At 49.0% G+C, this 24,125-nt stretch carries 21 protein-coding genes; 18 read left to right on the top strand and 3 right to left on the bottom strand.

The features are described 5' to 3' along the window. On the top strand, positions 1-353 hold a 353-nt coding region (locus AC0MA3_RS11390; protein ID WP_474656248.1), incomplete at its 5' end, for a transposase. A 79-nt stretch (positions 354-432) separates the two neighbouring features. On the opposite strand, the gene AC0MA3_RS11385 is transcribed toward AC0MA3_RS11390, so the two are convergent. Continuing rightward, positions 433-1,137 (bottom strand): AIM24 family protein, encoded by a 705-nt coding sequence (locus AC0MA3_RS11385; RefSeq protein WP_379154453.1) that lies wholly within the window; start codon positions 1,135-1,137, stop codon positions 433-435. A 24-nt stretch (positions 1,138-1,161) separates the two neighbouring features. Continuing rightward, complete coding sequence (locus AC0MA3_RS11380; protein WP_379154456.1) at positions 1,162-1,629, bottom strand: hypothetical protein; 468 nt, start codon at positions 1,627-1,629, stop codon at positions 1,162-1,164. 232 nt (positions 1,630-1,861) lie between these two features. On the opposite strand from AC0MA3_RS11380, the gene AC0MA3_RS11375 reads away from it, so the two are divergent. The 14 genes from AC0MA3_RS11375 to AC0MA3_RS11310 all read left to right on the top strand — a co-directional run bounded on the left by AC0MA3_RS11375 (position 1,862) and on the right by AC0MA3_RS11310 (position 14,188). Further along, complete coding sequence (locus AC0MA3_RS11375; protein WP_474656247.1) at positions 1,862-2,548, top strand: M50 family metallopeptidase; 687 nt, start codon at positions 1,862-1,864, stop codon at positions 2,546-2,548. A gap of 186 nt (positions 2,549-2,734) precedes the next feature. Then, complete coding sequence (locus tag AC0MA3_RS11370; protein WP_474656246.1) at positions 2,735-3,418, top strand: hypothetical protein; 684 nt, start codon at positions 2,735-2,737, stop codon at positions 3,416-3,418. 220 nt (positions 3,419-3,638) lie between these two features. Next, entirely contained in the window at positions 3,639-4,604 is a 966-nt protein-coding gene (locus AC0MA3_RS11365; RefSeq protein ID WP_379154465.1) for a helix-turn-helix transcriptional regulator, read from the top strand. Positions 4,605-4,855: 251 nt separating this feature from the next. Beyond that, a complete protein-coding gene (locus AC0MA3_RS11360) occupies positions 4,856-5,845 on the top strand; it encodes an ABC transporter ATP-binding protein (RefSeq protein ID WP_474656245.1) in 990 nt (329 codons plus the stop codon). Further along, positions 5,842-6,834 (top strand): ABC transporter ATP-binding protein, encoded by a 993-nt coding sequence (locus AC0MA3_RS11355; protein ID WP_379154471.1) that lies wholly within the window; start codon positions 5,842-5,844, stop codon positions 6,832-6,834. Before AC0MA3_RS11360 ends, AC0MA3_RS11355 begins: the two co-directional genes overlap by 4 nt. A 121-nt stretch (positions 6,835-6,955) precedes the next feature. Beyond that, positions 6,956-8,620: an ABC transporter substrate-binding protein gene (locus AC0MA3_RS11350; RefSeq protein ID WP_379154474.1), complete on the top strand. Its 1,665-nt coding sequence runs from the start codon at positions 6,956-6,958 to the stop codon at positions 8,618-8,620. An 81-nt stretch (positions 8,621-8,701) separates the two neighbouring features. Continuing rightward, positions 8,702-9,706 (top strand): ABC transporter permease, encoded by a 1,005-nt coding sequence (locus tag AC0MA3_RS11345; protein ID WP_474656244.1) that lies wholly within the window; start codon positions 8,702-8,704, stop codon positions 9,704-9,706. A 10-nt stretch (positions 9,707-9,716) separates the two neighbouring features. After that, a complete protein-coding gene (gene nikC / locus AC0MA3_RS11340; RefSeq protein ID WP_379154481.1) occupies positions 9,717-10,610 on the top strand; it encodes a nickel transporter permease in 894 nt (297 codons plus the stop codon). 201 nt (positions 10,611-10,811) lie between these two features. Then, positions 10,812-11,591: a molybdate ABC transporter substrate-binding protein gene (gene modA, locus AC0MA3_RS11335; RefSeq protein ID WP_474656243.1), complete on the top strand. Its 780-nt coding sequence runs from the start codon at positions 10,812-10,814 to the stop codon at positions 11,589-11,591. Positions 11,592-11,649: 58 nt separating this feature from the next. Beyond that, positions 11,650-12,309 carry a molybdate ABC transporter permease subunit gene (modB, locus tag AC0MA3_RS11330; RefSeq protein ID WP_379155846.1) on the top strand — a complete coding sequence of 220 codons (660 nt, stop codon included), beginning with the start codon at positions 11,650-11,652 and terminating at the stop codon, positions 12,307-12,309. Between the two features lie 171 nt (positions 12,310-12,480). Continuing rightward, positions 12,481-13,047 carry an RNA polymerase sigma factor gene (locus AC0MA3_RS11325; RefSeq protein WP_474656242.1) on the top strand — a complete coding sequence of 189 codons (567 nt, stop codon included), beginning with the start codon at positions 12,481-12,483 and terminating at the stop codon, positions 13,045-13,047. Beyond that, positions 13,047-13,367 carry a hypothetical protein gene (locus AC0MA3_RS11320; RefSeq protein WP_474656241.1) on the top strand — a complete coding sequence of 107 codons (321 nt, stop codon included), beginning with the start codon at positions 13,047-13,049 and terminating at the stop codon, positions 13,365-13,367. The genes AC0MA3_RS11325 and AC0MA3_RS11320 overlap by 1 nt, the downstream gene beginning before the upstream one ends. A gap of 33 nt (positions 13,368-13,400) precedes the next feature. Further along, positions 13,401-13,793, top strand: a complete 393-nt coding sequence (locus AC0MA3_RS11315; protein ID WP_474656240.1) for a hypothetical protein — start codon at positions 13,401-13,403, stop codon at positions 13,791-13,793. Next, positions 13,790-14,188, top strand: a complete 399-nt coding sequence (locus AC0MA3_RS11310; protein ID WP_474656239.1) for a hypothetical protein — start codon at positions 13,790-13,792, stop codon at positions 14,186-14,188. The genes AC0MA3_RS11315 and AC0MA3_RS11310 overlap by 4 nt, the downstream gene beginning before the upstream one ends. A gap of 27 nt (positions 14,189-14,215) precedes the next feature. Here the strand turns inward: AC0MA3_RS11310 and AC0MA3_RS11305 are convergent, their stop codons facing one another. Beyond that, complete coding sequence (locus tag AC0MA3_RS11305) at positions 14,216-15,211, bottom strand: substrate-binding domain-containing protein (protein WP_474656238.1); 996 nt, start codon at positions 15,209-15,211, stop codon at positions 14,216-14,218. A gap of 197 nt (positions 15,212-15,408) precedes the next feature. Here AC0MA3_RS11305 and AC0MA3_RS11300 point away from each other — a divergent pair, with 197 nt between their 5' ends. The 3 genes from AC0MA3_RS11300 (at position 15,409) to AC0MA3_RS11290 (ending at position 24,093) form a co-directional block, all read left to right on the top strand. Continuing rightward, positions 15,409-16,818, top strand: a complete 1,410-nt coding sequence (locus AC0MA3_RS11300; RefSeq protein WP_379154502.1) for a deoxyguanosinetriphosphate triphosphohydrolase family protein — start codon at positions 15,409-15,411, stop codon at positions 16,816-16,818. Between the two features lie 422 nt (positions 16,819-17,240). Further along, a complete protein-coding gene (locus tag AC0MA3_RS11295; RefSeq protein ID WP_474656237.1) occupies positions 17,241-22,031 on the top strand; it encodes a glycosyl hydrolase in 4,791 nt (1,596 codons plus the stop codon). Between the two features lie 271 nt (positions 22,032-22,302). Then, entirely contained in the window at positions 22,303-24,093 is a 1,791-nt protein-coding gene (locus AC0MA3_RS11290) for a methyl-accepting chemotaxis protein (RefSeq protein WP_474656236.1), read from the top strand. Positions 24,094-24,125 lie beyond the last annotated feature (32 nt).

The raw sequence follows: 24,125 nt of genomic DNA, 5'->3' as shown, positions 1-24,125 counted from the left end.
AGGATACATCCTTGGTGTTGGATACACTGGACCAACTTCCAGAGTTGACAAACATGTTGCTCCACAGCGACCAGGGCGGCGTGTACACGTCTCAGATGTACCAGGCTGCAGTAAAAGGAAAAGGCATTACCATGAGCATGTCCCGTAAAGGAACGCCCGCTGATAATGCCCCCATTGAGTCGTTTCATTCCACCCTAAAGTCTGAAACGTTCTACCTCGAAGATCTTAGGTGTACAACGACTGCAATCGTTGAACAGACCGTTCGAGACTACATCACTTACTATAACTCAATTCGAATTCAAGCGAAACTAAATAACCAGTCGCCGGTAGATTTTCGGCGACTGGCTGCTTAAACTTGCAAGGTGTTTTGATCACTGTCTCACAAACAGGGTGCAGTCCCATACTAATCGCGGGCGCTCTTTTGTTACAGATTCACTTAATGAACACTCCACCGAAAGGCAGAGCTTCACGCAGAAAGCGTTTGATAATGCCATCTTCATTATTGTCACGTTCAAAGCGCCGGCTCTGGCGTCCAGCCTGAAACATCACCGGCCCATGACCGGTCATTTTCCAGTGGTAGCTCATATGTTGGCTGGCTAAGTGATTTCCGTAGACCGTTAGCTCAAGCTTGGCATTTTCGGGATAAGCGATGATACTGCCAGCATCTACATATATAGGATCGAAGGGATGCAACTCGGCCTCGCATACTGTTCCCTCAGTCAGAATACCGATACTTCCCGGTCCGGAGAATTTGACCTTGATAATGTCGCGGGTCACAAACATATTCTTCATGCTTAGCACTCTTGTCTGCATAGTGATTCCTTTACTGTAGAAGAACAGATGCCTGAAGTCATAGAGCAAATCGCTCTTACCGTCCAATTGGAAGGTTTTGACGCGGTAGCCGGGAGGCAAGGCGGCGACGAAGCGGCAGGGACCTGTCATATCCGAGCGGATCAGTTTGCGTTTGCGGTACATTCCTTTAACATCCATGAACCGGTCGGCACGGCCTGAAGAAGGGCCCTGATAGGCGATAATCTGTTGCGGATGCAGTACATGAAGCTCTTCGTTCTCTTCTACAGTGAAGGCTAAGGCTTGTCCGCTCCCACTGTCGCCTTCATCCTGAATATCGACGTTCATAGTTAACACTCCCTCATGTACTCATTAATGCAGGCGGTCACCTTTTCTGGACCGGTGGCGCATGCCCAGCCGCAGCACCCGGATCAGCAGGAAGTAACCGAGTACGAGCGCAATTCCGGTAATCACCGTATTTTTGATCCGGTTATAGTACTTTTCCCTCGCGGTGCGGTCATCTTTCAGTTCATTGACTACTTGGCTAAGCTGACGGTTCTGCTCCTGCAGAGCCGCGTTCTGGGTCTGATATTCCGCCATCTGCTGCAGGGTCTGGTCCAATTGGTCTTTGGTCTGCTGAAGCTCCTCCGTCGTTTGCTGGTAACTCTCTTGCAGCTGATTAACCTCACCAGGAAGTTCTGAGAAACTCTGCAATCCATTATATATATCATTGAAATAATTAGCTTTTGCCACAGGAGAGGGAAAGAGGACTGACAATCCCAGGAGCAGCAGAGCTGAAGACAACAGCTTGGCATAAGTGCGTTTTACTTTTTGCTTCATTAGAATCACCACCTGTATTAGGTTAGCCTTCCCTCTTATTTTAGCATAGCAAGACAATATTCGCGCGTTATGGGATAACCATCACTATCCGTAATACAGTATAAGACGCCTAATGGTTTCTATTTCTTGCCGGAAGATTGCTGGTTTCTGTAGAGACGGCAATAGCGTAATCTACGATCTATCGTTACCGCTTGAATTAAAGTATACTTTGAACGGAAAGGGGCTGTATGCAATGAATAAATGGCTCAAAACCCTGTTGTTTCTAGCAGGTTCTGCACTACTAACGCGATGGATACCCTTCTCCTCCCTGTTCCGCAATCTCGATACTATGTTCCATGAATTTGGTCATGCGCTGGTGACGCTTGTGCTCTCGGGCAGTGTTCTGCGGATTGAGCTGTACGCGGATCACAGCGGAGTAACCTATTCAGCCATAGAAGCGGGTGGCAAAGCAATTCTCATATCCCTTGCGGGTTACTTGCTGGCTTCTGTATTCTCGCTCCTGCTGTTCTATTTATATAATATAGGACGGTATACATGGGGGCTAATCATGGCAACCTCGGTTGCCCTGATCATGCTTGTCCTGTACGTACGGGGTGGTTTCGGAATGTTATGGCTGAGCGGGTTCATCCTGCTGAATTTGATTATGCTGTTTGTCTGGCCGAAGGCCGGTAAATATTATTATTTGTTTCTGGCTTTTCTGACCCTGGAGGAATCCGTCACGGGTACCCTGTTTCTGGTATCGGCAGCAGTATTTACACCTGGGCGTGCAGGAGATGCAGCCAATCTGGCAAGACTTACACCGCTGCCTGCAATTGCCTGGGCAATCCTGTTTTTTGTGTTCTCGCTGTTATGTGCGAAATGGGCACTGGGGTTCTTTTTTGATGGGGTACGGAATAGGAGAAACGCAACAAATCGCTAAAATTATGGGGATTATTCGTCACATTTAGACAAAGGAATGACTATTCACAAAGAGGCACTCTGTTTTACCAGGAGAATGCCTCTTTTTTGTCGATATTATAGGACCGAACATATATTCCATGACAAGGAGTTGTCCGCCAATATTGGTACATTAATAGAAGATCCAAAAAAAGAAAGAGGTGGAAATATGCAAGCAAGTATTCAGCCCATATTTACATGGAGTCAGGAACGGATTTTAGCCGGCGGAGCCCAAAATGTCGTTCTGCTCATAGAGTGGAAAGGGATTTCAGAGCATGAGGAATCGCGTAAGCGAGGCAGGAAGGTGGTAGCCCGTGAGATCGAACTTAGAATATGGCTGGAGAGTCATGTGACCTTCAATACATGCTATGGCTGTAGTGCAGAGACCGGGGAAGGACGATCGATACTGTTACGTCTTGGGAAAATATATTCCAAATCGCGCAAATTTATCGCCTTAGAATTCGCTATGGCAGCCAAACCGGCAGGACTACACGAAGCTCTATGGCTACAGTGGCAGTATAAGCAGCCTCCTGTAGAACGTATTCGCGAGCTACCCTTGAAAAAACTGAGTATGGAATATTCGAATCATACAGATGTTTTGTCTGAACAATGCTGCTTCCATGTGAAAAAGCACTTGGAACTGCTTAAAACCGAAAAAATGCTGGAAGAAACGCTGTGGCAGCAGACAAAAAGCTTTATACATAAGGACCTTGAGCATCTTCGGAGGCAAGCAGACGATCTGCTGCTTCTGGCGGCAAGATCAGGAGATTTGCAGCTTGTGAAGGAAGCAGAAACCGTGTATAAACAGCTTGACGCTGAGACTCCGGTATGGAGGAAGACTTCTACAAGATAGGGCTGCATGGTAGTCCTGCCAGTACATACATAAGATCAATTTTCATTAACATTTACTTGGATTAGTTGACGGCTGGTGTAATTTATAGATGTGGTAATATAGTAAAATAGTTCTATTATAATTATTAATTTCGGTTATAAGATCAATATTTATAGTCTTATATAACTATTTTATCAAAAATAATGGGTCTATTTTACCATGAAATCAAGGGGAACTGAAAATGACAGACCGATTGATCCGGTTAATGCGCATCATTACGCTGGTACAAGCCAAGCCTGGAATATTGGCCCGGGAACTGGCGGAACGCTGCGGCAACAGCGAGAGAACGATATACCGGGATATGGATGCACTCAGTGCCATGCATATCCCTATAACCCATTTGGGACATGGAAAAGGATATACGTTTATAGGAAATTTTGCTCTATATCCTCTGGATTGGTCGGATGAAGAATCGGCCGCATTTTCACAGCTGCGCGACATGATGGATGATATCAAGCCCTTGCTGCCTCCAGGCTTTGAGAGCGCCTATGAGAAAGTAATGGCCGCAGCCTACAAGCAGAAGGCAGAAAGGGAAGAGACTATGGAAACTGCCAATAAAGAAGCAGGACCGCTCTGGGTGGAAAGAAGCGGACCCCAGGATGAGCTTCCTCCTTTTCTAACTGAAATATTGGCTGCCATTATGAAGCAAAGCAGTATTCTGGCCGACTATAGTTACAATTCCTATGAAGAAAGACGCATCCAGATTGATCCCTACTGTCTTGTTCCCTTGGAAAATCGTTATCATTTAATCGGTTTTTGTCATCGGTTCGGGATTATCCGGACGTTTCATCTTGGCGGGTTCCTACATGTGGAGCCAACGAATCACTGGTTTTCCAAAGAGGAATTTGATTTGCAGGCTTTTATGGAGAAGAAATGGTCTCTGGATCAGGACAGTCTGCAGGTAGAGTTCAAGATCAGGTTTTCGGAACGGATGATGGAACGGATCAAGAATGAGGATATGTTCGTCAGACCTGTAAGGGTAGACCGTCAGAATCGGTGTGTTTATTTTAAGGTGGCGGTGGAACAGGATATTGGTTTTGTACGCTGGATCTTAAAATTCGAAGAAGAAGCGGAGATTCTCGAGCCTCAATATTATCGGGAGTTATTAAGAAATCAACTGGAGAAATGGTTGTCACTATACAAATAATACAAGATTTATTTTAACAGGAATTATTTTATTCCGTTATAACCACTAATGTTAGTTAAATGCGTAAATTCTCCTTGTCTACAATAGATTTCTATAGTAATGTTATACATTAAATAACAACTATGTTTATTTTACTCACATTTCTGCCGCATGATGTCAGGTTTGGGTTAATGATTCTGCCGTCTATGAGATAACTCACTATTCTCTCATTTGACCTTTGTTCAATTTTTAAGTAGAAGAGAGGTATGATCTTGATCCAGCCCATTTTGAGAATTGAGGATCTTCACACTCATTTTTTTACCGACCGAGGCGAAGTGCCGGCTGTGGACGGTGTAGATCTGTATATTAATCCAGGTGAGGTTCTGGGTGTGGTTGGAGAGTCGGGCTGCGGGAAAAGCGTTACTTCGCTGTCCATTCTGAAGCTCGTTCCGAATCCGCCGGGCAAAATAGTGAGTGGACATATTTGGCTGAAGGGCCAGGATATCGTTCCTTTGAAGGAAAAAGAAATGCGGAAAATCCGCGGTGACGCTGTGTCGATGATTTTTCAGGAACCGATGACCTCTCTTAATCCTTTGTTTACTGTAGGCCAGCAAATTATAGAAACTGTCCGGCTGCACAAGGGGCTCTCCAAGAAGGAAGCGCGTGCACATGCCGTGGATATGCTGAGCAAGGTAGGTATTCCACGGCCAGAGGCTATTATTGATGAGTATCCCCACCAATTGTCTGGAGGAATGCGGCAGCGGGTGATGATTGCGATGTCGATCTCCTGCAGTCCTGAACTGCTCATTGCCGATGAGCCGACGACGGCACTTGATGTAACGATACAGGCACAGATTCTGGATCTGATCCGCAAGCTTAACGAGGAGCAGGGGACAGCGGTGATGCTCATCACTCATGATCTTGGCGTGGTAGCGGAGATGTGCCATAGGGTCGCCGTGATGTATGCCGGCAAGGTGGTGGAGGAAGGTAGCGTAAGGGATATTTTCAAGAACCCGCTTCATCCGTATACTCGTGGGCTTATTGAGTCGGTACCAAGAATGGACGAAACCAGGGAACGGCTGTATTCCATTCCCGGGAATGTTCCTATCCTGAGCAAGGAAATGCAGGGATGCCGGTTCGCACCCCGTTGCCCGAATGTAATGGAGATCTGCCGTCAATCGCTTCCACAGCTGAAGCTGCAGGATGAGAATCACAGCTGCAGATGCTGGCTGCATGATAGTCAACAGGAGGATGCGGTATGAGTGAGAATCTGCTGGAGGTCAAGAACCTCAAAAAATATTATCCGATCCATAAAGGTTTTTTCAATAAGACTGAGGCTTATGTCAAGGCGGTAGATGATATTTCCTTCACAGTGAAACAAGGTGAGACCTTTGGCCTTGTAGGGGAGAGCGGCTGCGGCAAATCGACAACCGGACGTTCATTGCTTCGTCTGATTGAGCCTACCGCGGGAGAAATCTGGTTTGAAGGCCAGGATATTAGGAAGCTGTCTATGGAAGAGATGCGGAAGCGCCGGCGGGAAATGCAGATTGTTTTCCAGGATCCGTTCTCTTCACTGGACCCGCGCAATACCGTGCAGCGTATCCTGGAAGAACCCCTGATTGTGCATGGCGTAGGCAATGCACAAGAACGGCGGGCCGCAGTAGAGCGGCTGGCGGATGTTGTAGGTCTGGCCAAAGCTCACCTTCAGCGGTATCCGCATCAGTTCTCCGGCGGTCAGCGCCAGCGGATCGGGATTGCCAGAGCGCTGGCCTTGCAGCCGAAGCTGATTATCGCTGATGAACCCGTATCTGCGCTGGATGTGTCCATCCAGTCTCAGGTCATTAATCTAATGCAGGATCTACAGAAAGAATTCGGACTAACCTACATATTCATAGCCCATGATCTCAGTGTGGTGAAGCATATTTGTGATCGTGTCGCCGTAATGTATCTAGGACGGATTGTAGAAATTACCGATAAGAACAAACTATACGACCAGCCTGAACATCCTTATACTCAAGCGCTGCTGTCAGCAGTGCCTGAACCTGATCCGGATATCCGCAAGGAACGGATCATTCTGCAGGGAGAGGTGCCAAGCCCTGCGAATGCCCCGGTAGGCTGTGCCTTCAATACACGCTGCCCGCGGGTAATGGATGTCTGCCGTAATGTAAGACCCCCGCTACTGGAGACTCGGGATGGACACTTAACCGCATGTCACTTGTATACCCCAGAGGCCCATACTCAATTAGCCTAGAATTATTCAGCGAAGAAGACACTTTCTTAAGCGATCATTAGCCCTGGTATATGGCAGCGCTTTGGCGCGGCTCCATATAAACGTTTTAACACTTTTAATCGAAGAAGGGAGTTTTCTAGAGATGAAGAAATGGAGTAGTCTTGCACTGGCAGTAACGCTGGGGGCGGTTTTGACATTAAGCGGCTGCGGAGGTAACAACAATTCCGCTACAGAAGCAACTGCTGGCTCGAATGCAGCGGCAACCACGGCACCGGAGAGCTCACCTGAAGCAGCAACTACGCAGGACACATTGATTGTGGGACGCGGCGGCGACTCTGCCTCGCTGGATCCGGCCATTGTCACCGACGGCGAATCTCTGAAGATTGCCCATCAGGTATTTGACTCCCTGCTGGAGTACAAACCGGGGACTTCTGAAGTGCAGCCTTCGCTTGCTGACAGCTGGGAGGTTTCGGCGGATGGTCTGACTTACACCTTTAAGTTGCATCCGGGTGTAAAGTTCCACGATGGAACGGATTTTGACGCAGAAGCTGTAGTGTTCAACTTCACCCGCTGGAGTGATCCGGCAAGTGAATTCAAATTCGAGGGCGATTCTTTTGATTATTATGATTCCATGTTCGGTCCGGACGGCAGCCGTGTGATCAAGGAAGTAAAAGCTGTAGATGCCACAACCGTACAATTTATACTCAACCAGCCTCAGGCACCATTCCTGCAAAATATTGCGATGACCTCGTTCGGGATTGCCAGTCCAACAGCTATTAAAGAAAAGAAAGAAAACTTCAAAAATGAGCCTGTAGGCACCGGGCCTTTTGTCTTCACCGAATGGAAGCACAATGATTCCATTACGCTGGATAAGAACCCTAACTACTGGAAAGAAGGCCTTCCTAAGCTGAACAAAGTCATTGTTCGCTCTATTCCGGACAACTCGGCGCGCTTCAATGCCCTGCAGAACGGCGAGATCGATCTCATGGAGGATTTGAGCCCGGATGATCTGTCCACGCTTGAAGGTAATACTGAACTGCAGAAGATAGAGCGTCCGCCGTTCAATGTTGCTTACCTCGGCTTCAACTTCAAGAAGAAACCTTTTGATAATGTAAAAGTAAGACAAGCGCTGAATTATGCTGTGAATAAACAAGCTATTATCGATGCCTTCTTCTCAGGCCAGGCTACTGCCGCAGTGAATCCAATGCCTCCATCACTGTGGGGATATAACGATGCCGTGAAGGATTACGAATACGATCTGGATAAAGCCAAGGCGCTTCTGGCGGAAGCCGGATACCCTGATGGCCTGCCGGATACTGTGACGCTATATGCAATGCCTGTATCCCGGCCATACATGCCTGACGGCAAAAAGGTAGCGGAAGCCATTCAAGCTGACTGGGAAAAAATCGGCGTCAAAACGGTTATTGAATCCCCGGAATGGGCGACTTATCTGGATGATACCAAAGCCGGAGATAAAGATGATATCTACATGCTTGGCTGGACAGGTGATAACGGGGATCCGGATAACTTCCTGTACACGCTCCTCGACAAGGATGCGATTCCAGGCAACAACCGTACCTTCTACGTAAATGAGGAGTTGCATACTCTCCTGATTAATGCCCAGAAAGAGACGGATCAGGCCAAACGTTCCGATCTGTACAAGCAAGCTCAAGAAATCATCAAAGCGGATGCGCCTTGGATTCCGCTGGTGCATACTACGCCTCTACTGGCTGCTAAAGCCAATCTGAAGGGTTATGTCCCAGGTCCGACAGGTACGGAATATTACAGCGAAATTTACTTCGAATAGTATGCTCCCTAAGCATTTCCTTGCCGCCGCTGCAACAGGGCGGCAAGTTATGCTTAAGGAACTTTGGAAGGTGAGCCGAACTTGAACTCCTACCTATTAAAACGCATTATGGTTCTAATCCCTGTGTTGATCGGGATGACAATTATCGTTTTTTCCATTATTCATGCCATTCCGGGTGATCCCGCAGAAACCATTCTAGGTCAAAAGGCCACGGAGCAGTCGAAGCAGGCGCTTCGGGAGCAGCTCGGTCTGGACAAGCCTTGGCTGCAGCAGTATTTCAACTATATGGGTGATTTGCTGCAAGGGGATCTGGGGACCTCCATACGAACCAAGACGCCGATTGCCAAAGAAATTATGCCTTACCTTGCAGCTACGCTGGAGCTTACGGCTGCCAGTATGCTGTTCGCAACCATTGTAGGTGTCAATGCGGGGATTCTGAGCGCCTGGCGGCAAAATTCATGGTTTGACTATACCGCGATGGTCATTGCACTTATTGGCGTCTCCATGCCGATCTTCTGGCTTGGGCTGATGGAGCAGCTGCTATTTGCGCTGAAGCTGCATTGGCTTCCCTCAATAGGAAGGATGGACCAGCGCAATCCGGTCGAGAGTATCACCAATCTCTATGTGATTGACACCATCATCGCTGGACAGTGGGGACAGCTGTGGACCGTAATTAAGCACTTAATCCTGCCAAGCATCGCACTGGGCACAATTCCGATGGCGATTATTGCCCGGATGACCCGTTCCAGCATGCTGGAGGTTATGAATTCAGACTACATTCGTACGGCAAAAGCCAAGGGTATGTCGCAATTCCTGGTCGTGTACAAGCATGCGCTCAAGAATGCACTGATTCCTGTGCTGACGGTAATAGGCTTGCAGACAGGCGCTCTTCTCGGCGGTGCTGTGCTGACCGAGACGATCTTTGCTTGGCCGGGCGTAGGAAGATATATATTTGAGGCGATTAGTTCCCGTGACTATCCGGTCATTCAGACGGGGATCCTGATCATTGCCTTTATCTTTGTTGTGATCAATCTGCTTGTGGATCTGCTCTACGCTGCTATCGATCCGCGCATCAATTACAAGTGAGGGATGAACCATGGGACAGGTATCAATGAATGTAACACCTAAGGCTGAACCTGCCGACAAGGTATCCGGACCTTGGCGCGATGCGTGGAAGGCTTTCCGCAAGAACAAGACAGCTATGCTTGGACTATGCATTATTGTGTTTTTTGTGCTGATAGCGCTCTTGGCGCCGCTTATCGCGCCGTACGGCTTCAAAGAGCAGGAGCTGGTTAACCGGCTAAAAGCGCCGTCGGCTGATCACTGGTTTGGTACAGATGATCTGGGGAGAGATATGTTCACGCGAATTATATATGGGGCACGTATCTCGCTGTGGGTCGGCTTCTTCTCGGTCATCGGATCCATTATAGCGGGAACGTTTCTGGGAATATTAGCTGGCTTCTACGGTAAATGGATTGATATGCTGATCTCGCGCCTGTTCGATATCCTGCTTGCCTTTCCAAGTATTCTGCTCGCTATTGCGATCGTGGCAATCCTTGGACCTTCCTTACAGAACGCGCTGTATGCTATTGCGATCGTAAATATCCCATCCTATGGCCGGCTTGTGCGGGCGAAGGTTCTCTCGCTGAAGTCGGAGGAGTATATTACGGCGGCCAGAGCGATCGGGATGACCAACACCCGTATTCTGCTTACTCATATTCTCCCTAACAGTCTGACACCGATTATTGTGCAGGGTACACTCGGTATTGCCACGGCCATCATCGAAGCCGCTGCCCTTGGCTTCCTGGGCCTTGGTGCCCAGCCGCCTGACCCGGAGTGGGGCAAGATGCTCTCTGACTCCCGGCAATTTATCCAGAAAGCTCCTTGGACGGTAGTGTTTCCCGGCTTGTCCATCATGCTGACTGTGCTGGGCTTCAATCTCATGGGGGACGGTCTGCGGGATGTGCTGGATCCACGAATGAAGAATTAATGCCCAGTCCATAAAATCCTTTTAGGCGATTACAAGGCCTAGAAGGATTTTTTTTGTATTTTTTTTCGAAGTACATTATGAATAATAAATAACTATATATAACTAAATATATACAAACATAATCAAACGTATAGAAAATTTGAAAATGATATGCTAAAATATCCTCAAAATATACAGGATACATACATAGGAGGAATGGGGATGTTCAAGAAGTTCGCAGGGGTTGTAATGGCTGTGCTGCTGGCGGCGGGGTTGTTGGCGGTGCTGGAGAAGCAAGTCGAGGCGGCGAAAAAGACTGAAATTATCATCTCAGCCGCAGCGAGTCTGCAGGACAGTCTCGATAAGATTGCGGTTCTCTATGAGAAACAGCATCCGGATATTGATCTTGTCTTCAACTACGGCGCTTCCGGTACTCTGCAGAAACAGATTGAACAAGGGGCTCCTGCCGACCTGTTCTTCTCAGCGGGTGACAAGCAAATGAAAGCACTCGTCGATGGCGGCCTTGTTTCTGATAATACGGAGCTTTTGAAGAATCAGCTGGTGCTGGTGGTGCCTTCGGATTCCAAGTCCTCCATCACTACCATTACACAGCTTACGGATAAAGCTTTCAAGAAAGTAGCTATCGGACAACCCGAATCGGTTCCAGCCGGACAATATGCACAACAGTCATTGACAGCAAAGAACGTATGGGATACGCTGCAAAGCAAGCTGGTATTTGCCAAGGATGTGCGACAGGTGCTCTCTTATGTGGAAACCGGAAATGCTGATGCCGGATTCGTCTACAAGACGGATGCTCTTACTTCGAACAAAGTGAGGATTGCTCTTACAGTAGGCGTGCATGTGCATAAGCCGATTAATTATCCGGTAGGTGTCATGAAGGAATCGAAGCATCAGACAGAGGCCAAAGCTTTTTACAGCTATGTTCAGACAAAGTCAGCAAGTGATATCTTCACCAGCTACGGCTTTATGCTTGCTGAATAAATTATGGAAATCTAAAGTTTGGCTTATCAAAATATAAACGGGGTGAAGAGCAGTGGAGATCAATTGGACCGATTTTTTCGCCCCGGTCTGGCTTTCGGTTAAGATCTCAGTTATCACAAGTATTATAGTGTTCCTGCTGGCGACACTGGCAGCCAAGGCGATGGCGGGACGGAGGTTTCCCGGCTACAGTCTGATTGAAACCGTGCTGCTTCTTCCGCTGGTGCTGCCGCCAACCGTGGTCGGGTTCGTATTGCTGGTGATGCTGGGCCGGCGGAGCTGGATTGGGAAGCTGTACGAACTGTTTACGGAGCATACTATTCTTTTTACCTGGGGGGCGGCAGTCATAGCTGCGGTTGTTGTTGCTTTTCCTCTCGTATACCGTACGGTGAAGGCCGGGTTTGAAGGGGTGGAGAAGGATCTCGAGGACGCTGCACGTGCGCAGGGAGCCAGTGAACTTCAGGTGCTCAGGTATGTGACGCTTCCGCTCGCCGGCCGTTCGCTGGCAGCAGGATATGTGCTTGGATTTGCCCGGGGGCTCGGGGAATTTGGAGCTACCATTATGGTGGCTGGCAATATTCCGGGGCGTACACAGACTGTACCTACTGCCATTTATGTGGCTGTCGATGGCGGGAATATGACGCTGGCCTGGATGTGGGTAGGCTCGATTATTGTCATCTCCGCACTCATGCTGATGTTCGTCAACCGCCGTTCCTTGTAAAGGAAGGCTACGTAAATCATCCATTTCCGAATAAAGAGCAGGTCCTAGGGCATTGAAGTGCCCAGGGGACCTGCTTTTTGCTGTATTATTTTAGAAATAAGAGTTTTGTGAAATTTCGAACAAAGAGCCGGATGCTTTCGTAATAGGATATGAAAGGGCGGGCAGAGGAACATGATTACTGATAAGCAGCTCATCGAAGGATACCTGACGGGCAGACAGGAAATGCTCGGACCTTTAGTGGAAAGATACCAGGATGATTTGTACTGTTTCTGCCGCCACCTTACCCTGAATGCTCCGGATGCGGAGGATTTGTTTCAGGAGGTTTGGGTGCGGGTGATCCGCAAGCTGGATCGTTACGATTCGGAGCGGTCTTTTAAGGCGTGGCTGTTCAAGTTGACCTTGAATCTGCACCGGGACAGCTACCGGAAATGGAAAAAGCTCTATGAGCGGCTTGCCGGTGGGGAAAACAGCCGTGTACCCTGGGCTGAACTTCGGGACGGGGCGCCGCTGACGGAGGAGCAACTGCTGCAGAATGAACGGAACGCCTGTCTGGAGAAGGGGCTCCGCAAGCTGCCCAAACGGTATTTGGGTCCATTGGTGCTTTTCTATTATGAAGAGTTCAGCTATGAGGAGATCGGAGAAATGCTGGGTATTCCCACTGGGACTGTGAAGTCCAGATTGAATCAGAGCAAGAAGCTGCTGCAAAAAGCAGTAGAGCCATGGAGGGAGGAGTATTGATGAGGGATAAGGCCGGGGATGAGAAGTGTGAAGAAATGCTGCGTGAATATTATAGCAGGGAGATTCCGGCTCCGGCGTGGCTGGTTCCTGTAACCCTGCGGCGAATGCGCCGGAAGGAAGTGCCGGGAACAAGGTTTGCAGCTCTGGCGGTACTGATTGCACTGGCTCTGCTCCTGTTGTGGGGATGTCTGCTAATGGGACCGATTCCCTTGCTCTGGAAGCTGACGCTCCTGCTCTCCTTAGGGGTTGTTCCGGCGGTTGCCTTAGTGGTGCTTCTGTTGTATATGTCGGGCAGAGATGCGGAAATTGCACAAACCTGACCTTTGTGGCTCAGGTGAAAGGAGGGAAGGGAAATGAATAAACATACCTATTTGGGTCTGCTGGTATTTTGGGGCATCACAACAATAATGATTATTCTGTTGGCCTATTCCGGCTATTGGATTATTCCCTATATGTCCGATATGTGGGAGGAGGATCCGGTCTGGGTGACTATAACGGCACTGGCAATCCTGCTGTTTGTCGGTTTATACGTAGCTTTGGGTGTGTTCGTATATAAGGATTCTTCGCGCAAACAAATGAATACATGGCTGTGGATGACTGCTGTTTTTTATATTCCTAATTTTATGGGGGTTGTGTTGTATCTTTTTGCCCGGAAGCGGCAGAAAGTGCAGAGTGCAAGTGGTGTGCACGCCCAATACTGCCCGCACTGCGGACAGATTATATATCAGGGGAGTGAATTCAAGTGAACAAACGTTGGCAGGGGCTATGTTTGCTGATTCTAACAGGTTCTTTGATCATGGTTACTGGATGCGAGAAAAAGCTGATGTACGTGGGTTCCAGTACCCCGCACCAAATCAAGGCTTCTTACCGGCTGCTGTCCGGCACCGAGAAGCATAATCTGAAGCTTAAGGAAGGGGATACCATTCATATAAGCTATGCTTCCAAGGTGGAAAAGGGTGAACTGACCATGAAGCTGTACGATCCTGACCATAAGCTGTTCAAAGAGCTGGAGACGGACAAGGAAGGTGAGGAAGACCTGCAGATACAACAAACCGGCACCTACAAGCTGGAGATCGTAGGAACCGGAACGAAGGGAAGCTTTAAGTTCAAGTACACCAAGGAAAAGAAGGCATCCGAGTAAGCGAGTAAGCCCAAAGCGGTAGAAGTATCAAGTTTCGAAAATGACCGTGCCAGTCTCGCTGAGGTCATAGCCGTGAATGGAGCTGAGCTCGTTCTTGAAGGCGGTGGAGCGCAGAATATCAATAACGGTTCCGATCAGTGCCTCGTGCTCGGGTTTCTTGAGTATCACCAGATCGTACCGCTCCTGAATAAGCGGAATATAATCGATGCCGTCAATAATCTTGGCGGCTTTTTCTGTACCGATGCCCACATCGGCTTCTCCCCGGGCGACTCTGCCGGCAATGGCAAAATGGCTGTTCTCCTCAGTCGCATACCCGCTGATGCTGGAGGATGGGATGCCATGGAGGCGAAGCTGCTCGTCGAGCAGGACCCTTGCTCCTGCGCCGCGCTCACGGTTGACCAGCCTAATTCCGTTCTGCCTCAGATCAGACCAGTCCCGTATGCCTTTCGGATTGCCCTTTTGTACATAGAAGCCTGCACTCCGCGTCAGCATTCGTACTACGATATAAGAAAAGCCGACTAGCAGTCTGCGGATATAGGGCAAATTGTACTCTCCAGTATCTCCATCCAGCAGATGAGTGCTGACAATGTCGGATTCTCCGTGGTACATCGCAATCAGGCTGTCCAGACTCCCGGCGTACGACCGCAGTGGACGGGCGGAAGACTCACGGCGCTCCAGATGCGTAGCCAAAATGTCCAGCGACATATCCTGGCCGGTTATCACCACATTTATGCCAGTGGTCTTGCTTGAATGCCCCTGCGTCTGTGCGATTTGCGTCGGCAGGGTAGGGGGAACTGCGGACAACGGGGCTTCAACCAGTCCTGGGGCTGGCGCCAGACTTCCGGACGCCCCGCTGCGCGAGTTCTGTTTATATGCCTCCAGATCGGAGAGATCCACACGCATCTGCTTGCCTACCCGGTAGGAGGGAAGCTCACCTTTTTTAATGAGATCATAGACTTTAAGTTTTGATATCTTCAACAACCGGGCGATCTCTTCTGTGGTGTAGGAAGTATTGTCGGACATGGATAAAGCCTCCTAAGGATGAACTGCGGCAGTTCTCTGAATACAGCTATAATAGCTCAAGACTACCCTATTTTAAGTTCCTTCGCAATTAAAGAACTTGGAAGGATGCCCTGCCTATATGTATTTTAGAGTGAAAGTTCCGGGCAAAATGACTATAATGAAATATTAAATACAGAACAAGGATGGGGGCAGCGGATATGACACTAATTGAAAAAAGAGAGCATCGGCAATATCCGGAGATTACCCGCCTGGAAACTTCTAGAGCAGCATATGAACGCGATTATTCGCGTCTGATCCATTCGCCGACCTTCCGCCGGCTGCAAGGCAAATCCCAGGTATTCGGTGCAGGCACCGGCGACTATTACCGTACGCGTCTGACCCATTCGTTGGAGGTGGCACAGATTGCCCGTGAAGCGGCCAAAAGTCTGCTGCGCTCCTACCCGGAGGTGGAGACCGGACAAGCGGATAATCCCGGGCTGGTCATTGATCCGGAGGTGGTAGAATGTGCGGCAATCGCCCATGATTTCGGTCATCCGCCATTTGGCCACAAAGGGGAAGAGGTACTCGATGGCATATTAGAACGCCTTGTAACGAAGAAGACGGAGGAGGCGGTTCGCAAATCAAGCGCAGGTCCGGTGCAGCAGGAGACAATCCGTGAGAATATGAGACGGCAGTTTGAGCATTTTGAAGGCAATGCCCATAATTTCCGGCTGATTATGTTCCTGGAGAAACGTGAGAATATCGACGGGCTGAATCTCTCGGATGCGGTGCTGCTGGGCATTAATAAATACCCTTTTCCCGGTACAGTATTGAAGAAGGGCATGTATCTGCACGAATGGAATTATATTTCGGAGATCCGCAGCCAGTGGGGAGTCCCGGAAGGGAAAAAGACGCTTGAAGCTCAATTGATGGACCTTTGTGATGATATTGCATACTCTGCCCATGATCTGGAGGACGGCATTAAGGCCGGTAAAATCGAGGTGCATGAACACTTCATGCATGATGCGTATATCCAGAAGCTGATCGTGGAGAAAATCACCACTTTGGAGGATGCCTTCTGGATGGGCTGGAAGGAAGCGGATATACACATTAAGGTTAATGAGGTGCTGAGCTCGTTCCTTCGGGTATGGATGGAGAAGATGCCAACCTGTGAAAATGACTATTCCCGCACTCGGCGTGAGGTCAAGGCTTACTGGGTCAGCACCTTTGTCGCCAGCCTTGGAGTCATTGAGGACGGGGACTGGAAGAAGGTTACCTTCATTAAAGAGGGTCAGGAGGACGAGGATATGTTGCGGACCGTCAGTGTGCTGAAAAGCTTCGCCTGGGTCACGATGATACGTGATCTGCGGGTACAACGGCTGCAAAAACGCAGTGAGTGGATTCTGCGGCGCCTATGGGAAGCGTTCCTGGACCCGGAAACCTCGCGGGCGATTATCCCAAGCGACTGGCTGCAGCGTTTTGAGAAGGATCAGCGCCAGACTAAACCCATCTGGACTTGGGAGCATATGGTCATTGATTATATCGCCGGAATGACGGACGCTTTTGCCGAGAAAATATACAACGAGCTATATGGGTTAAAGGTCGGCTCCATTTATGATCTGGACTAGGATGGAGCGGATTACTGGAAACCGGTGTATTGGAAGTGAATCTTACTAATAAAGTAAGCCGTACCTGTAGCGGGCACGGCTTTTTTCTGGTCTTTCCTTTGCATTTCTGGTCTTTGTTTTTGAATTCTGGTGTTCTCTTGCTCTATTTTGTTATTATTTTGTTAGTTATTTATGGTTGGTGTAATTCCGTTGTGTATCTCAATTTTGTAGGAGGAATACAGTTGAAATATACCTGTATTATATGGGTTTTATGTAGTTATGGGTCATCGCATATACTTTCGGTGACGTGAATTAAAGAATAAATTCAAGGAGGGTATATAATTTTGTTATTGTTTATTTATTATTTAAATGCTAATATTGCCAATGTAGTTATTGTGTTTCTTTGTATTATGAAAACCCTTACACAAAAGGAGGACAAATGAATGAAGAGATTCAAAAAAGGATTCGCGCTGCTCCTTACCTCCATCATGGTTATTTCGATGGCGGCACCCGCACTTGCAAGCAGCAAGTCGGATGAGAAATTGGGGACGCACTGGGCCCAGGACAGCATTGCAAAGTGGCGGGGCAACGGTGTGGTTCAAGGATACCCTGACGGGTCGTTCCGGCCAGATAACCAGGTGACCCGGGCTGAACTGGTCAGCATTGTAAACAAGCTTTTCGGATTCAGTGCTGCTGCAGAGACTTCCTTTGCAGATGTGCCGGCAGGAGCCTGGTATGCCAAGGACCTGTCTATCGCCAAACAGGCAGGCTATTATAAAGGCTTCCCGGACAATAAAGCGAAAGCGGATACAAAAGTAACCCGCCAGGATGCAGCTGCCCTTTTGGCGGCAGTATTCTCATTACAACCAAGCGCTGATGCGGCGCCTGTCTCTTTTACGGACAGTAGTACTATCAGCGGTTATGCCAAGGAATCCGTTCAGGCGCTGAACGGTACGCTCAGCGGATATCCTGACGGTAGCTTCCGTCCGGACATTGCCATCACCCGGGCTGAGATGGTGAGCATCGTTGACAGACTGGTCAACCGCTACATTAACACGGCTGGAACGGTTACAGGCGGGACTATTCAGGGCAATGTACTGATCAACCACACAGGTGCTGTACTCAAAGACAGTGTGATTTCGGGCAATTTATATTTGGCGCCCGGCATTGGCAGCGGAGAAGCATCTTTGGAGAACGTAACGGTGCGGGGTACCGTATACACCGCCGGGGGCGGGGAGAACTCCATCCATTTCAATAATTCTAAGTTGGCTGCGGTGTATGTTAACCGTCCGGAAGGTAAAGTACGTATAGCTGATGAGGGCTCTACAACTATAAGCCGTATGAATATTGAAAGCGCTTCTATTATTGAGGTGAACGAGAATGCAGTGATCTCCGAGATGGTAATCGGCAGTGGTGCCGCAGGTACTTCACTGACGGGCAAGGGAACGATCAACAGGCTTGAGGTGCGTGCAGCATCTGTTGTCCTGAACGGCCAGCCTCTGGCGGCAGGAATCTATAGTGTTAAGGCGGGAGTGGCTACGCTGACCGGAGCGGGAATGCCGGCGGTTACCATCAGCTCCGGAAGCTCGGGTAACTCCGGCGGAAGCGGTGGAACAGGAACCGTCACTCCTACTGTACGAGTCGTTGATCCTTCTGCTACAGCGGCTACCAAATCCCTCTTTGCTTATCTTAATGAGAAAAGCGGTAAGGAAGTCATGTTCGGACATCAGCATGATACAACCGTGTCTTTTGCCGGTAAAGATGAAGCAGGGAACGTAATATCCGACGTGTACAGCTCGACCGGTGACTACCCGGCAGTATTCGGCTGGGATACCCTTAGCCTGGACGGCCATGAGGCTCCTCCGGGTGTTAGCGGAGACTATGAGGCCAGCCGGCTGGGCTTGAGCGCTGCCATGAAGCATGCTCATGAGTTGGGCGGAATCGTAACGATGAGTACTCATCCTTACAATTTTGCTACAGGCGGAAGCTTTAATGATACCAGCAATACCAAAGGCGCCACAGCATCTGTAGTCGAGCGCATCTTGCCCGGTGGTGACAAGAATGCCGACTTCAATGTCTACCTTGACCGGATTGCAGCCTTTGCGAACAACCTTAAAGACGATGACGGCAATCTCATTCCGGTCCTGTTCCGCCCTTTCCATGAACAGAACGGCGGCTGGTTCTGGTGGGGGGCGGCAACCACTACCAAGAGTGAATACGCCGAATTATACCGGTATACCGTGGAGTACCTGCGCGACGTCAAAGGCGTCCACAATTTCCTGTACGTCTTTTCTCCAAATGGTTCGTTTAACGGAAATGAAAGCGAGTATTTGACGACTTATCCGGGTGACCAATATGTGGACATTCTAGGTATGGACCAATATGACAACAAGGATAATGCAGGATCTGAGGCATTCCTGAACGGCCTTGTTAAGGATTTGCGGATGATATCCGGGCTGGCTCAGAGCAGAGGCAAGCTTGTCACCCTGTCGGAATACGGCTATAGTGCCGCAGGGATGAAGACGACCGGAAATAATGAGCTGGAATGGTTCACTAAGGTGCTTAATGCAATCAAGGCTGACCCGGATGCAGCAAAGATCTCCTATATGCTGACCTGGGCTAACTTCGGGGAGGGTAATAATCTTTACGTTCCCTATAAGAATGTGCCTAAAAAAGCAGACCATGAGCTGCTTCCGGACTTCGTTAATTTCTATAACGATCCTTATTCCGCTTTTGCCGGTGATGTGAAGAATGACAACAAGTACGGTCTTGCGGTGAACGCGGCAACTCCAGAGCCGTTTATGCATATCGTTACTCCGAATAATATCGGAACGGTAAGGGAGTCAACGACAACTATTCGTGCTAAGGTGGCTAATGTTGTACCTTCCAAAGTGACGTACAGAATAGGAGACTCCACGGTAGAGAAGGCTATGGTACTTGGCGCAGACGGATATTACACTGCGGCCTGGAAGCCTGACCCTAGCTTGAACGGTAATTCTACAGAGATTACGGTGAAGTCCTATGGGCCGGGTGATACAGTGCTCACACAAAGTGTCTCCGTATTCGTGAAGATCAGCGAGGTTCCGCTCAAAGAGATCACTTTTGACACGGCGGCAGATGTAGGTCGGATTCAGAATAATGGCACATGGTCCGGGCTGGCCGGAAATGGTGACACCATCAAGACTGATCTTAGCCATTCCGTACTGGATGGAGACGGCAAGCTGGCGATCCGGATCTCGGAAGGGCTGTCTGCTGATGATACCTGGCAGGAATTGAAGCTTCAACTGACACCTGATGCGCTCGAAGGAATAGACCTGTCCAAGGTTAATCGTGTGAAATTCACAGCTCTGATCCCTGTGGCCGCTCAAAATGTATCGGGTAATGCCGCAGTGCGGGGAGTCGTGCAGCTACCGGAAGACTGGAATACCAAGTACGGGATGGATTCCAGCTACAAATCCTTGTCTGATCTGGATAAAGTGACTGTTGCCGGGGCTCAGTATTATAAGTTCGATGCCGTAGTTGAACTGGATCAGGCTGATAAATCAGCAGCGGCAACCGGCCTGGCTCTATCTCTTGTAGGAAGCGGTCTTGCCGCTCAAGGGGAACTGCCTATTTATGTAGATAATTTAGGTCTCTATAATACCTATTCTGCTCCGGTGTCTGATACTGCGCTGGTAGATAATTTTGAATCCTATGGTTCAAGTGACGATGCGCTTGCGGCTAAATACCCCAAGGCCGGTGGAGATGATATCGGTGTAACGTTAAGCCAAGACCGTAAATACTCGGGCAACTATGGAATGAAGCTCCACTACACAATCAATAACGCAGGATATACAGGAATCGGGAAAAGCTTGGGTTCTCTCGATTGGTCTGACTATAACGCACTAAGCTTGTGGGTGGCTTCTGACGGCAGTAGCTCTTATGCCCAGACAGGAGCGCCGCTCAAGCTGGTCGTTCAACTGGTGATTGACGGCGGATACTTTGAAGCGTATCCGGTCATTAATCCGGGCTCTAACGGTAAGGTTGTCTTAAGCCTCAAAGATTTGACCGAAATGAGCTGGGGCACAGGGGGTGCGCTTACGAAGGAAAGACTGGCGAAAGTGCAAAGTCTGAATCTCTACGTGAACGCAATGGATGCACAGGCCCATGAGGGTACGCTGTATTTTGACGATATTCAGGCGGTATATGATGCATCGCTACCTGATATGTCCGGCGACAATGGCGGAGCGCCGGGTGCCCACGCAGCTGGAATATTGTATTCATTCAACAGTGCTGCGGATATTGTAGGCTGGGTTGCAGCAAATGGAGATTCCGCTAATGCCCAGGCTCCGGAATTCGCGGCTTCGGAACAAGCGGCTGGTGTACAATTTGATCTGGTAAACACAGGCCAGAATGCCGATGGAAGCTACAAAGAATCATTTGAGCTTGCCGTGGACCCTGCGAACCTGAATATATCCGGTCTGGATACAATTAATGCTAAGGTTAAACTGTCGAACGGTACAGCCAAAGCTCGGTTGTTTATCAAAACGGGTTCAAGCTGGGCGTGGAGTGACAGCGGTACACCCATAACTGTTGATTCGAGCGGGTATACAACATTGTCGATTTCTTTACCGGCTGCAGCAGCGGCACCGGGCGTCGACCTATCGGCGGTAAAGACGATCGGAGTCAAGATTGAAGACTTATCAGGAGGCGGAGGAACCGCTACGCTCTATCTGCAGGAGGTTGCTTTAACGTCAGCTGTTCCCGATATTCATTATGGATTTGAGTCCGGCACAGACGGCTGGGCACTCAATAATGGAGCAGTGTCCGTGTCAAAGGATGTGTACGCTGCAGGCCAGCAGTCCTTGAAGCTGGAATTCTCATGGACGGACAATTCATTTCTGGCGGCTGCCAAATATGCCGATCTCGATCTGAGCCCGTATACGAAGCTTACTGCAAAAGTCAGAATGAGTTCTGCCCTTCCTGAGGTTCAGGCAAAGCTGTTCCTTCAGCTCCGGGGGTATACCGTATGGCTGGATTCCGGGGCGCAGAAGGTATCCAGTAACGGGTTTACTGAATTCGTAATTGATTTCAGCGATATCAGCACTATCTATAATATCTTTGTAGGGAATGGGGTGGAGCCGTTCACTATGGCTGATCTGAAGCAAGCAAACAGTTTGGGCATTCAGATTCTGACGCCTCCGGGGGCAGGGGCAGCAACTATGTATATTGACGAAGTGACGATTTCCCGTTAATCCATTTTCAAGTATTAAGCTCAATACGCAGCGGTATTCCCCTATGGGAGTACCGCTGTATTCTTTCTCAGCCGGGTGGCAGCACGAGAGGGACGCTGTATATATGGGACCCGGACCAAAGTCGCGATTTTTAGGAAAATAAGTATAAATTTTCGGGTATTTCCTGCCGAAATAAAGACTATAGTCTTTATTTTTGCCCATTTATGAAAATGAAATGTAACAAGTGGAAGTTGAAGCTATGTTTTCGCAAAAAGATGGAGGGGGCGCATATATGATTAAGAAGTTCAGGCAAAGTAGTTTTTGGAAGAAAGGTTCCCCGGATCAATGGAATAGTGGGATTATCAAGCGGACGGTAAGCGGCATCAGAGGCAGCATCGCGACTAAGATAGCCTCCGGTTATGTGGTCTTGGCCATACTGGTGATGATTCTAGGGGGAGTCTCCCTGTCTCAAATGAACAAGATGGAGAAGAATACGGGCCAGATCGTTGACGAGATGATTCCTGCGTTGAATCAGATACATACTATTAATTACTACTCGGAGCATATTATGTCTGTCAGCATGCAGCATATTTTGGATACCGAAGGTACTGAGAAGGCAAAACTTGAGCAGGAACATGATTCGTACATCCGCAAGTTGGCCGAAACCATGAAAAACTATAAGGCGACGCTTCAGAGCGAAGATCAATTGCAGCAGTTCAATGCTCTTCAGGATAAGTGGGATGAGTACATGACCATCAATAGCCAGACCATCAAGCTTAGCGATTCAGGTGATGAGGAGCTTGCTCTGGAAGTCTCGAAAAAAGGGATTGCCGCGTTTAATGCCATGCAGACCGATATCGCGAAACTTGTGGCGTACAATCAAAAGGAAGCTGCGGATAAAGGAGAGCAGGCTGATGACATTTACAGAACCTCCTGGATCCTGAATCTTGCCGTTCTGGCGGTAGTGCTGCTTGTAACCGGGGGGATCAACATGCTCATCCGGCGGATGATGATTCTTCCGGTCAAGAAGGTGACAGCGCATCTGCAGCGCATAGCAAATGGTGATCTGACAGCTGAGGATACCCGTGTTGGCAATAAGGATGAGATCGGCCTCTTGGCTAAAACGGTAAATGACACGAACCGGACTCTTCTGGAAATTGTCAATCGGATCAGAAGCGTTGAGGAGATTATTGCAGAGCAAAGTGAAGGTTTGGTTAATAATGTAAATACAACCAAGGAAGGGGGGATTCAGATTGCCCTTACCATGGAGGAACTGGCCAAGGCCTCTGGAAGTCAGGCCGAAGCAGCTGTAGACGCATCGAGAGCTGTAGAAAATATGAATAATGTGATTGAGAAGTTTGCCGGCAAAGGCGTAGAGCTGTCGGAGCATTCTGAGCAGGTACGGATAAAGGGCGATAAAGGAAAAGAATTAATGGAAAGCTCAGTAGCGCAAATGAACCAAATTGCCGAGGTGGTGTCACAGTCCATGGAGGCCGTAGAAGAGTTGAATCTCAAGAACGAAGGCATATTCAGGCTGGTGGGATCAATCCGCAGCATCTCAGAACAGACACATCTTCTGGCAATCAATGCAGCCATTGAAGCGGCGAGAGCCGGAGAGAGCGGACGCGGTTTCGCTGTTGTTGCACAAGAGGTGCGCAAGCTGTCCGAGGATGTCCAGCAGACGGTCTCGGAGATTACAGCCATCACACAAGGTATCCAGCAAGATTCCAGGGAAATGGTCCAGCAATTGCGTAGCGGTGTGGAGCAGACAGAAGAGGGCAGCCGCAAAATTATGGAGACAGGTGAAGCCTTGGCTGAGATTAACAAGTCTGTGTATGGGATGTCCAGTACCATTGAAGAGATGGGCAATGACCTCCAGCAGATGACGGGAGCAAGTGAAACCATGAATGAATTCAGCCAGCATATCTCAGCACTGGCCCAGCAATCCGCAGCCAGTGTGGAAGAGACGTCGGCGTCGGCCCATGAACAGGTCAACTCCACCAATGAGGTGGCAACGGGGATAGAACAGCTTAGATCCTTGCTGGGAGAGCTGAAAGAATCCGTAACACGGTTTCAGGTATAGCAGAGCGTAGTGTTAGCAGGCTTTTTGCTGAT

The organism is Paenibacillus sp. LS-5, from assembly GCF_056121505.1.
This window is presented reverse-complemented; position numbering and strand designations above follow the sequence as displayed.